General features: G+C 63.4%; 8 protein-coding genes. All 8 read right to left on the reverse strand.

Going from position 1 to position 10504, the window contains the following annotated elements; all coding sequences use genetic code 11:
• Positions 1 to 395 precede the first annotated feature (395 nt).
• The 8 genes from FJZ36_15950 to FJZ36_15985 all read right to left on the reverse strand — a co-directional run bounded on the left by FJZ36_15950 (position 396) and on the right by FJZ36_15985 (position 10391).
• Positions 396 to 965, reverse strand: coding sequence for a hypothetical protein (locus FJZ36_15950; protein MBM3216394.1), 570 nt, complete (start codon positions 963 to 965; stop codon positions 396 to 398).
• A 27-nt stretch (positions 966 to 992) separates the two neighbouring features.
• A complete protein-coding gene (locus FJZ36_15955) occupies positions 993 to 2384 on the reverse strand; it encodes a hypothetical protein (protein ID MBM3216395.1) in 1392 nt (463 codons plus the stop codon).
• A gap of 215 nt (positions 2385 to 2599) precedes the next feature.
• The gene (locus tag FJZ36_15960; GenBank protein MBM3216396.1) at positions 2600 to 4453 is read right to left on the reverse strand and encodes a hypothetical protein; all 1854 of its coding nucleotides are present in this window, start codon (positions 4451 to 4453) and stop codon (positions 2600 to 2602) included.
• Positions 4454 to 4460: 7 nt separating this feature from the next.
• The gene (locus tag FJZ36_15965) at positions 4461 to 5552 is read right to left on the reverse strand and encodes a DNA methyltransferase (GenBank protein MBM3216397.1); all 1092 of its coding nucleotides are present in this window, start codon (positions 5550 to 5552) and stop codon (positions 4461 to 4463) included.
• 255 nt (positions 5553 to 5807) lie between these two features.
• The gene (locus FJZ36_15970; protein MBM3216398.1) at positions 5808 to 7265 is read right to left on the reverse strand and encodes an aldehyde dehydrogenase family protein; all 1458 of its coding nucleotides are present in this window, start codon (positions 7263 to 7265) and stop codon (positions 5808 to 5810) included.
• A gap of 605 nt (positions 7266 to 7870) precedes the next feature.
• Positions 7871 to 9397 carry a hypothetical protein gene (locus FJZ36_15975; GenBank protein ID MBM3216399.1) on the reverse strand — a complete coding sequence of 509 codons (1527 nt, stop codon included), beginning with the start codon at positions 9395 to 9397 and terminating at the stop codon, positions 7871 to 7873.
• A 50-nt stretch (positions 9398 to 9447) separates the two neighbouring features.
• Positions 9448 to 9651: a hypothetical protein gene (locus tag FJZ36_15980; GenBank protein ID MBM3216400.1), complete on the reverse strand. Its 204-nt coding sequence runs from the start codon at positions 9649 to 9651 to the stop codon at positions 9448 to 9450.
• Positions 9652 to 9671: 20 nt separating this feature from the next.
• Positions 9672 to 10391 carry a phytanoyl-CoA dioxygenase family protein gene (locus FJZ36_15985; GenBank protein MBM3216401.1) on the reverse strand — a complete coding sequence of 240 codons (720 nt, stop codon included), beginning with the start codon at positions 10389 to 10391 and terminating at the stop codon, positions 9672 to 9674.
• Positions 10392 to 10504 lie beyond the last annotated feature (113 nt).

The following is a 10504-nucleotide window of genomic DNA, read 5'->3' on the forward strand; positions in this document are numbered from 1 at the left end:
GAAAGTGCCGCGCAATTCGTTGATGTACTTCGATCAGTTCCGCTTCCCACGTGCGACGTTTCTCGTCCATGAAGGAGTCCTCCGCTCTCCACGGACGATTCTACCATAACTGCGTTTGTAGTGCTAAATGAGCCGCGCGACCTTGTTCGCCAGAATGCTGATGAACCCGCTCAGCATCACGTATCCCGCCACGACCTCGACCATGACGCAGAAGCGCGGCAAGGCTGGCTGGCGCGATGTCGCCGAACCCCAGCGTCGCATCGAGCGCGTCAGGAGCTTCTCGCATGCGCTCAGCCCCGGGGTCGCACCGCCTTATAGATGCACTTGTAATAAGGTTTTGCGCTCCACGGTTTGAGTGGGTCGTAGAGGATCGTCAGTGGGTCGCCGGGCTGACGCTAGCCGACAGAGCACTTTAGGGTTAAGGGCTCCGGCGTATCGTAGACAACAACGCCCATGAAGAACGTGGTTCGTAGCACCCTACCGCAGGTCGCCGTGCCGAATCGAACGAGAGAAGCGTCGCGCCTGCCCCGTCGTCGGTCGGACCCCCATACCATGGCGCCAACGAGCAGCCCGGCGGGCACTATCAACGGCCACACCCACGGAACTGTGGCAAGGATCTCACCGAAGTCCGGTAGGCGCTCGGCGCCAATATCAAAATACTCTTTGTAGAAGAAGTACCACACATAGAAGGGATATGCCACCATGCTGCCCAGAAGCCTCTCCCACCTCGGAACGGCGCGGCGGGGCACGGGGCAGGCGAGCTCCTGCTCTAGCTTCCAGATGGGCGGCAGGTGGGTTCCTCGCTCCGCGACCAGTGCATCCGACTGCGCTTTGCTGACGCGAACATCGGATGCGCGCACTTCGATGAGTCTGCCGCATGTCTGGCATCGGGTCTGCTCACTGATGCGGACATGTCGCTTGATCGTCCGGTCTTGGCAGTATGGGCACGGGATGGCGAGATGCATCAGTCGAGCCTCCACTCAGAGCATGACCTACGAGCGCCGCGCGACCTTGTTCGCCAGAATGCTGATGAGCCCGCCCAGCATCACGTATCCCGCCACGACCTCGACCATGACGCAGAAGCGCGCGGCAAGGCTGGCTGGCGCGATGTCGCCGAAGCCCAGCGTCGTGAAGGTCACCGCGCTGTAATACATGAGGTTCCAGAAACCGATCTCGTGCCCCTGCGTGGGACCCAGGTCAGCATTGGTGAACATGAACTGACCGTGGAAGGCGAGTCGGTAGAGCCCGGCGAAGGCGGTCACGAGCGCCAGCGACAAGATGAACGGCAGCGATAGGCTCCGCCCATAGTCGCACGACCACCGCCACAGGACGCCCACTCCCCGGTGATCACGGCAGAACGCCCGCACGTAGAACTGGTCGGCGACGTAGCGCTTGAAGCGCGGGTTGGTCACCTCGTTGATCGCGTTGGGGTCCATGATGAACTGCGTCGCCGGCGTGATCGGTCCCGCAGGTCGGTTGCGAGGTAGGCGCAGGCACGTGAGGGTGCCCGTGAGGCGGTTGTTGGCAAGCCATCGAATCGTCCGTGTGAGCGCTCGCGCCCCGTCGTCCGTTCGCCAGAACAGCCGGCGCGTCCAGGCGCGCCCGTGGAGCGCTTCCGGAACGCGGCTCCACCACCAATGGCGCCATGCTTGCGAGATGAGATCGCGCCAATAGCGCACCGATTCGAAGTCGGCGGGCTCCGCGAACCTGGCGCCCATGAAATCCACGGACGCCGTGAAGTGGGCGACGCGGAAATCCACCGTAGACAGGAAGCGCGTGTGCAGGAAGCTCGTGACCGAGTCGAACTGCGCGCTGACGAAGTCGGCGGCGCCCCGGAACTCCGCCACGATGAAGTTGGCTTCGGCGACGAAATGGCACGCTACGAAGCTCGCGACCGCGTCGAACCGCGCCGACGCGAAGTTGGCATCGTGGCTGAACTCGGCGCCTGCGAAGTCCGCGTCCGCCTGGAACCGTGCGTGCATGAACGTGGCGGAACCGCCGAATCGAACGCCGGCGAACCGCGCGGGTTGGTGGAATTCGGCGCCGGAGAAGTCGGCTTCGTCGTCGAATGAAACGCCCACGAGATCGACGGGAACCGACACGGTCCATCGCCCGATATCGCCTTCGGCTGGCTCCAGTCCGGCGTCCGAGATGCGGAAGGGCTGTGTGACGCGCTTGCCCTGCAGCGACGCGCCGTCCTGCTCGCCGCGCAGCACGGCGTAGAGCGTCGCCAGATCGACGGTTTCGTCGGGCGACTCGACGAGAGCGCTGACCTTTGCCGATGCCATGGCGTGATGGATGGATTCCAGTTCCTTGGTCAAATCGCGGTATCCCATCCCTATCCTTCCGCATGCTACGGAACGGACGCCTGTCGTTGGGGACATGGCGACTTTCCGCGCCACGACCGTATCGTGACTTGCATGCGGCGGGTGAATGCGCGCCAGCGTCCGGGAGGGATCGAGCCTCTGCGAGTGGGTCAGCCCGAGCGCACGCTGGCGGGCGATGCCGTCACGATGCGGTCAGCTGTCCCAGGAGTAGCCACTCCGGACGGTGGCGGCAATGTCGGCGTCGGTTCCTCCGTTCCGACGGGGCTCCCATGTCACGCCGGACGTGAGATGCGCTTCGGATGCTCGCGGCTGAAGGGCGCCGGCTCGACGCCCTCGACGGTCAGCCAGGTGCGGTAGGGCGTGCCGGTCGCGCCCGCGCTCGCGTAGTCGCACAGGACGATCCGCTGACCCCCGATCCCCCGCGCCTTGTAGAGCATCCACGGCGTCACCCATCCCTCCCACGGGATCGGCTCCAGCCGGAGATGCGCCGCGTCCAGCGCGGGGACGGCGTCGGGGTCCACCTCGTTGAAGTAGCGATCATACGTCAGCAGGATGGGCCCCCGGAAGATGGAGGTCTTGCCCTCGAGTTCCCGCTCGCCGACCCAGAAGTAGGGGGACATGTCGAGCCGGAGCTCCAGCGCGTCGCCGTCCGCCCACTCGCGGCTGAGCCGGTGGTGCGCGCCCGGCTGGACGGGACCCACGTCCTCGCCGTTCAGGGAGAGCCGGTTGCTGCGCGACCACTCCGGGATGCGCACATAGAGCGCGAACCGCTCCGACGCGGACGGTCCGACTGTCAGCCGGATGGTTCCGCCGACGGGGTAGTCCGTCTCCTGACGGATCGTCACGGAACCCGACGGCGTTGGGATCGTGAACGTCCCGGGCCCGTAGTAGTTGACGACGACGCCATCCGACGCGTTCATGACCGCCCATTCGCTGAGAGCGCCGATGCCGCGCGGGGCGTTCACGGAGCAGCAGTTGAGCTCCGGGGAACCGGGCCGCGCCTGGAAGACGATCTCGTGCGCGTTCGCCTTGCGGTCGCCGTCCATCGGCGTGTTGTAGGTCCACCAGCGCCCCGACGGATGCTGCGCGCCGAGGATGCCGTTGAGCGTCGAGAGCTCCAGCTCGTCGGCGATCCGCGAGTCGCCTGTCAATCGGAGCATGTCGATCGTCAGGGCGATCCAGGCGACTGTGCAGCAGGTCTCGATGGCTCCCTGGTGGTAGGGGTTCCCTTGGCACGCCTCGCCGGACGTGAAGCCGCCCGTGTTGTGACGGTCGCCCTTGAGCATCTCCCACCAGATATGGCGGAACGCGTCGTGGTAGAGGGAATCGCCCGTGATGAAGCCCAGTTCCGCGATGCCCTGGATGCAGTGGAGCCCTTCCCAGCGGCGGGCGCGGAAGTCCTGGATCTCCTTGCGTTCCAGCGCGTCCTCGATGTAGCCGCAGCTATCGGGCTCGCTCTGCTCGTGGATGACCCACTGGGCGAGCTCCAGATAGGTCGGCTCCGCCGTCGCCTCGTAGAGCAGGCACGCGCCGTGCAGGATCGCCAGGTTCTGCTCCGGCGATTTCATCCGCGCGCCGCCCTCCACGAAGGTGCGATGGAGCAGGTCGCCCGCCTTTCGCACGGCGGTCAACGCGGCTTCGGAGCCGGTGTCGTCGCGGTACATCAGCAGGGCGAGCATCCAGTGGTAATGCCCCCATACGTCCCACTGATCCGACGTGAGGCGCGTTTCGGACGGGAAGGGGCCCAGATAGCCGTCGGGCTGCTGCGCGTCGATTAGGTCGGCGACGACGCGGGCGATGAGCGCCTTGAGCCGGCCATCCCGCGTGAGCCTCCACGCCTGGATCGCCGAGATGAGGTACTTCCCGACGAACTCGCCCGACCACGGCAGCAGGTCGCGGCGGGGGTTCCGCTCCTGGTCGCGGAACATCTGGAGCATCGCCGGGTTCGCCCGGGGAGCCGAGAGGAGCCAGCTCTCCACGTTGGCGGACAGCCGCTCGCCGACGAACCCGCCCAGCGCGAAGGTCGCGCCGTGCGGCTTCTCAAACGCTGGGGCGGCGGCGAGCTGGGCAGCTCGATACAACGGATTGGTCATGGTAGTGGGCAAAGTGGTCTCTGAATCCAGCATGAAGAGCTCACGTTGGTGCGTCCGTCGAGAACAGGGATAACTGCCGATCCGGCTGAATCGTCTGCCTCTGTAGTACCTTCGCGGACCCGTCCGGAACAACTATGAATAGATGTTCCGTATTGCGTACGTGGCTAACCTTCCCAACTTTCCTCCCCTGCGGGTCATAGATGCCAATCTGCGCACCCACGTATCTCTTGTAGTCATGGTCAAGCACCATTACGCTACCACGACGGCTGAGGAGCCCACTGACCTCCTCTCGAGAAATGAACGCTTCGTTACTGAAAGAGACGATTAGTACTGGCGCCTGTATCTGTGATATCAGCCGGGCGAAGGAGGCGTGAAACTTGCGGCGGGAGTTGAAATCGCTGCGGCGCAATCGACAGTCAAGGCGTTTGCACGCTACTCCGTAGACCTCCGGTTCATCCCAAAGAACGAGCGTTTCCCAGATATGGTAGTTCGCAAGATATGAGTGCTGGTTATAGGGAGGATCGACGTAGGCGATGTCGCCCTCCAAGACGCAGGCTGCATCCAGAGCATCCATTCTATGGGCTTCGCCTTTGCCATTCCGTGCCCTCGGACGCACGTCGGGCATGCGCAACACCAGATCGTTGTGCGCTCGTGGCGCCCACTCTTTGAGGTACGCCATCTGTAGGCCTGTCGTCGAGTCAACGCGGTCGGCAGCTTCCATCAGTGACACGAGCAGCACTGCCTCCAAGTCCTTCTCTAGACCCTTGGCGCGGATGGAATCGCGTATCGCGTCGATGCGCTCACCGTTCTTTGGATGAAAGAACCGCGAACGTCTGCAGAAGGTCTCCGTGAAATAGCCGGGCTTCCCAGGTAGACGGTTGAATTCAGCGATGAGGCGAGTTGCCTCACGTTCTACGTCACCGCGGTCCGCTTCTATGTAGCATTGTGCGAGGACATGAGCATACGCATTGTGATCGTTCGCTACGACGCGATATCCGTGCTTCTTTAGCGCATGCCCTACCCTGGACGTTCCCGAGAACAGATCAACCACGGTGCTTGCGTTGGCGATCGCCTGCACGGCACATACGATGGAGTCAACAAGCACACGCTTGGATCCGATGTATTTGATCACGCGCTTCCACCTGTCACGGTCTAGCAGGATCGACTATGGCCGGATAGAAGCCATCCCAACAAGCCATCCGCGATAGTAAGATACTCTGGTGCCGTGTAGGCGGTTTCCATGGTGAACCATGAGAAGTTAGCGAGTCGATCAGCCTGGACGTGGAAGCTGACATGGTACTTGTTGCGATGCCTCGAAATCCTCCATGTGCCGCGCGACGGACGCAAGTGCGCTCCTCGATGTCGAGCGTGCCACGCTAAGGTCCTCCTACGTGTCGTAGTGCAGGTAGACGGTCTTGATCTGCGTGAAGAAGTCGACGGCGACCTTGCCCTGCTCGCGGGTTCCCGTGCTGGAGCTCTTGTACCCGCCGAAGGGAACCTGGACCTCCGCGCCCGCCGTCTGAGCGTTCACGTGGACGAGTCCCGCTTGGATCCCGTGGACGAACTCAAACGTCCGGCGCAGATCGCGCGTGCAGATGCCCGCCGAGAGTCCGTAGGCGACGTCGTTGGCGATCTCCAGCGCCTCGGAGAGCGAATCGACCGCGATGATCCCGACGACGGGCCCGAAGATCTCCTCCTGGGCGATCCGCATGGACGGCTTCATATCGCCGAACACCGTCGGGGCGACGTACCAGCCGCGATCGTAACCGCCGCCCGTCAGGCGTCTGCCGCCGGCGAGGAGCTTCGCGCCTTCCGCCTTCCCGATCTCGATGTAGCTCAGGATGCTCTTCAACTGGTTCTCATCGACGACGGGGCAGACCTGGACGCCCTCGCGCAAGCCGTTCCCGACGCGTAGGGCGTTCGCCTTGGCGACGATCCGCTCCGTGAGGGCTTCGACGATGGGTCTTTCGGCGATGACGCGGCTGGTCGCCGTGCACTTCTGTCCCGCCGAGAACATCGCCCCGGCGATCGCCAGGTCGGCGGCTTTGTCGAGATCGGCGTCATTGAGGACGATGAAGGGGTTCTTGCCGCCCATCTCGCACTGGCACTTGGCGGCGCGGCGTGTCACCGTGTCGTAGAGCCGCGTCCCGACGCTGTTGGAGCCGGTGAAGGACACCGCCTTGATGGCGGGATTCGTCGCGATCTCCTCGCCGACGGCGCTTCCGGGTCCCGTGACCATGTTCAGGACGCCCGGCGGCAGACCCGCCTCCTCGAGAACGCGGACGATGTGCCACGACGTGATGGGCGCGAGGCTCGCGGGCTTCAAGACGACCGTGTTGCCGGAGATGAGCGCCGGAAGGAGCTTCCACGTGGGAACCGCGATGGGGAAGTTCCAGGGCGTGATGAGTCCGACAACGCCGAGAGGTTCCCGCAGGGTGTAGAGGAACGTGTCGGGCTGACCCGACGGGAAGGTCTCGCCGCAGAGCCGCCGCGCCTCGCCACCGAAGAACTCCATCAGCTCGACGGCGCGGAGCGTCTCTCCCTTCGCCTCGGGGAGCGTCTTGCCCTCCTCGCGCGTCAGGTCGCGGGCGACCTCGTCGGCGCGCGCTTCGAGGATTTGGGCGGCTTTGAACAGAATCTTGCCGCGCTTGGGCGCTTCGAGGGCGCGCCAGGCGGGGTAGGCGTCTTGGGCGGCTTGGATCGCGGCGCGGGCATCATCTCGGTTCGAGTTGGGATGGATGCCGACGATCTCGGACGTGTCCGCCGGGTTGATGTTCTCGAAGGTCTCGCCGCTCTGGGCGGGAACCCACTTCCCGCCGATGAAGTTCTGGTAGGTGGTGGGCATGCATGTCTCCTAGCTCGCCATCGTCGTTTCCGGAGGGGCGAGGCGGGATGGAACCCGGGCGCTAGGTGTCGTTCCCGTGATAGGGACGCGCGCCTCGCACCAGCACGCGCTTCGGGTTGTCGTACCCGGCGAGCTCGTCGGCGCTATGATATCCCAGCGTCAGGCTCATGCGCGTTCTGCCTCGTACGCTCAGAACCCATCGTATGGGTCAGGGACGCGCGTTCTGCCTCGCTGGGATCGCCTGTGGAACCGCTGCTGTCCTGTCAACATACGCGAACGACTGAGGGGGTGGCATGCGAAACCTCTCGAGCGGAGGGAACGGCTGAGAATACCGCCGGACCTCGCCGATCTGGATTGCATGGCCCTGCTGCTTACCCTCGAAGTACCGAAAGAAGGTCTGCTCGTCCAGGCCGGCGGACCATCGAGTCCGCTTCCAAAGTTCGCCGATCGGCTCTGTGACGATCCGCTCAACGTCGAACTCAGCGACGACACGCGAGTGAGGGGCTGTTGCATACACCATGACGATATCGACCGGCCGCGCGAAGATAACGCGGCGGAACTCGTAGCGCTTGTCGCCACGCAGAATCGCGTCTACATAGTTGGGTCTAATCGACAATAAGGCGCGAGTCAGTGTTCGATAGCCCGATAATGGTCTTGAACTGCTCAGGGCTGATCCTCTCGAAGCCTCGTGGTGCGGATTGGACGTCAGCGATAACGCCACCGTCGATGAGGGCCTTCATGTTGGGCCGTTTGGGGAACGAGTAGGCATGTAGGAAGTTCACGACGAAGGGGCGGTTGGCCGACGAATACCGCCAGTGCTCCGCAAGCTCGCTATCAGAGAATACGCTGCGTTGGCGACACGCGCGGATGAACTCCACTTCGTTCGCTAGATCGGCACGCACACTCTCGACGATGCCGAGCGTCGTAACAACTGAGCGATAGACCGCATGCCCGGGTTTGTCGGACGTACGGTAGAAGACGACGACATCGCCGGAACGGAGGTCGCGGAAGTGCGAACGCGAGATGTAGACCTTACTGATTGCGTTCCGGTGGGGCTCATGCTCAACGAAATCCGCTGGCGACTCGGTTTTCAGGATCGAATCCGGCAGCAAATCCGTATGGTACTTGGGGTAGATCGGTACGAGGAAGTGCCTGGCGGATCCGCTGACGAAGGGGAACGAGAGCCGAGGCAGCATTTTGTTGGCGCGGGGCACCATGCTCCGGGTGTAGACGAGTTCCTCACCAGCGGTACTTGACTTTGTGCCATGACAGGCAAAGCCGAAGTCCTCGAGTAGCCGGACCAGTCGGTCTTGCCCTGCTGTTCGGCGGAATATGGTCACGTAGATTTCGTCCACATTCTGGCGAAGTGCATTGTCGAAAACGATCTTCAGGAAACGTTCGCCTAATCTGAGCCCGTTCAGTTCGACCTTCAGTGTCCCGATCTTCAGCCGCCGTCTGGGCGAGAAGGCTGGCGTGATGTCGTGATAGGGCTCGTGCCGATCTTCTGCCTTGACGTAGAGGAAGGCCACAACTTCTTGCTGTTGTCGGCACACGTACGCCTCGTCCTGGCTCTTGCGGCTGAACCACTGGTCGAAGCCCGGGTAGTCCTCACGGAAGCTGTCGAAGAAGCCGTTCGACACATCAACATCACCGAACAGCGCCTTCCGTACAGCGAGAACCTTGTAGTCGACAAGGTTCGGATTCTCAGTGTGTGCCTTCTCCGGAAAGGCGTCAATGGTGAAGACGCGATCGCCGACGCCAAGTCTGGCAGCCTTCCGCGCGATTCCTCGGTCCTCGGTGATGAGGACATCGACTCGCTCCTGATAGAGCTCGTTCAGAATCGTGGTATCGTAACGGTCACTGTCCGTCGAATCCAACTCTTGACTCAGGGCGTGGACTTCGGGTGCCAGCGACGGCGCAGCGCGCAGTTGCCCATAGGATGCCAGTTTCGCCGCGAAGGAGCGGCGCACCCGTTCGTCATCGTGCCGCTGGATCTCTGCGGCACTGACTGGGTGGATCCATTTCTCATAGCCCAAACGGTCGAGCCAACGGAAGAGCACACCGATATCGCCGCGGACAACCGTGCTGGCTTCGCGGTGGATGAGGATGTTAGTGTCGAGAAGAGCTTTCATTCATCCCGCTGCCATCGCCGAAGGCTACCCAGGCTCGGAGTCCTGCCTCCTCAGACAAGTTCGCTGGCAGAAGGGGCTCGTCCGCTCGGATCAAGACATGGCGTGAACCGAGCGTCCTGCGCTTCCCGCAGCCATGCCGAGAGAGACGCGGGCTCCGACGCGGCTACGTCGCGCAGCGCGTCCAGGACGGCGGCTTGGCTGTCGGCAGGCAACCGCCGGAACATCTCGATGATCTGTTGCTCCAACTCACCCATGCCGCCCTCCCAGCCGGCCGTCAGCCGTCGTTGCCGTGATAGGGACGCGCGCCTCTGACGAGCACGCGCTTCGGGTTCTCGTATCCGGCGAGCTCGTCGGCGCTATGATACCCGAGCGTGAGGCTCATGCGCGTCCCGGACGTGCGGTTCTCGCCTGCCCCATGGTAGATCATGCTGTCGATGGCGACCAGTCCGCCGGCGGGCATGGGGATCGGAACCGCCTGTTCCAGCAAGCCCGACGCCTCGACTTCGGGGTCGTTGTGCAGGCTGTTCGCCTCGCGTCCCGGCAGCAGGTGGGTTCCCGGCACGACGCGCGTGCATCCGTTCTCCAGGTTCGTGCCTTCCAGATAGACCAGCACCGTGACGATCGTCCGCGTCCACTGGAGCACGTCGCGGTGCATGTAGGCGGAGCCGTCGCCCCCGACTCGTAGCGTCGCGTGGTTGTGACGGTTCCGCAGGAACTCGATGTTGGGGCCCAGCAGGGACTCGAGCGGATCGAGGATTTCGGCGCAGGTCACCAACCGGGCGAAAACGCCGCCGCGTCCGAAGACGTTTGAGAGGCGGACGATCCTGCCGCCGGAGCGGACGACCGGCTCGACTGCGCGCTCGATGTCGCGCCAGATGGCGTCCCTGAGTTCCTGGACGGCGTCAGGCGTCAGGCGCGTCGGCAAGATGGCGAACCCGTTGTGGCGGAAGAACGCCGTCTGCGCTTGGGTCAGCCTCACTGCAAGCTCTCCCAAGTTCTACGAGTCAGATCGAGACTGACGCTCTGGTAGGCGACCATTGCGACCAGCAGCGAAGGTTCTCTCAGCTCTCCAGAGCACCGTCGTTGAGGCGTCACCCATTGCCGTTG

It is taken from the genome of Candidatus Poribacteria bacterium (assembly GCA_016866785.1).
Taxonomy (GTDB): domain Bacteria; phylum Poribacteria; class WGA-4E.

Bases quoted from the DNA above. Each gene is read 5' to 3' on its own strand.
- FJZ36_15950 (MBM3216394.1), bottom strand. From the start codon at position 965: ATGCATCTCGCCATCCCGTGCCCATACTGCCAAGACCGGACGATCAAG.
- FJZ36_15955 (MBM3216395.1), bottom strand. From the start codon at position 2,384: ATGTCCCCAACGACAGGCGTCCGTTCCGTAGCATGCGGAAGGATAGGG.
- FJZ36_15960 (MBM3216396.1), bottom strand. From the start codon at position 4,453: ATGCTGGATTCAGAGACCACTTTGCCCACTACCATGACCAATCCGTTG.
- FJZ36_15970 (MBM3216398.1), bottom strand. From the start codon at position 7,265: ATGCCCACCACCTACCAGAACTTCATCGGCGGGAAGTGGGTTCCCGCC.
- FJZ36_15975 (MBM3216399.1), bottom strand. From the start codon at position 9,397: ATGAAAGCTCTTCTCGACACTAACATCCTCATCCACCGCGAAGCCAGC.
- FJZ36_15980 (MBM3216400.1), bottom strand. From the start codon at position 9,651: ATGGGTGAGTTGGAGCAACAGATCATCGAGATGTTCCGGCGGTTGCCT.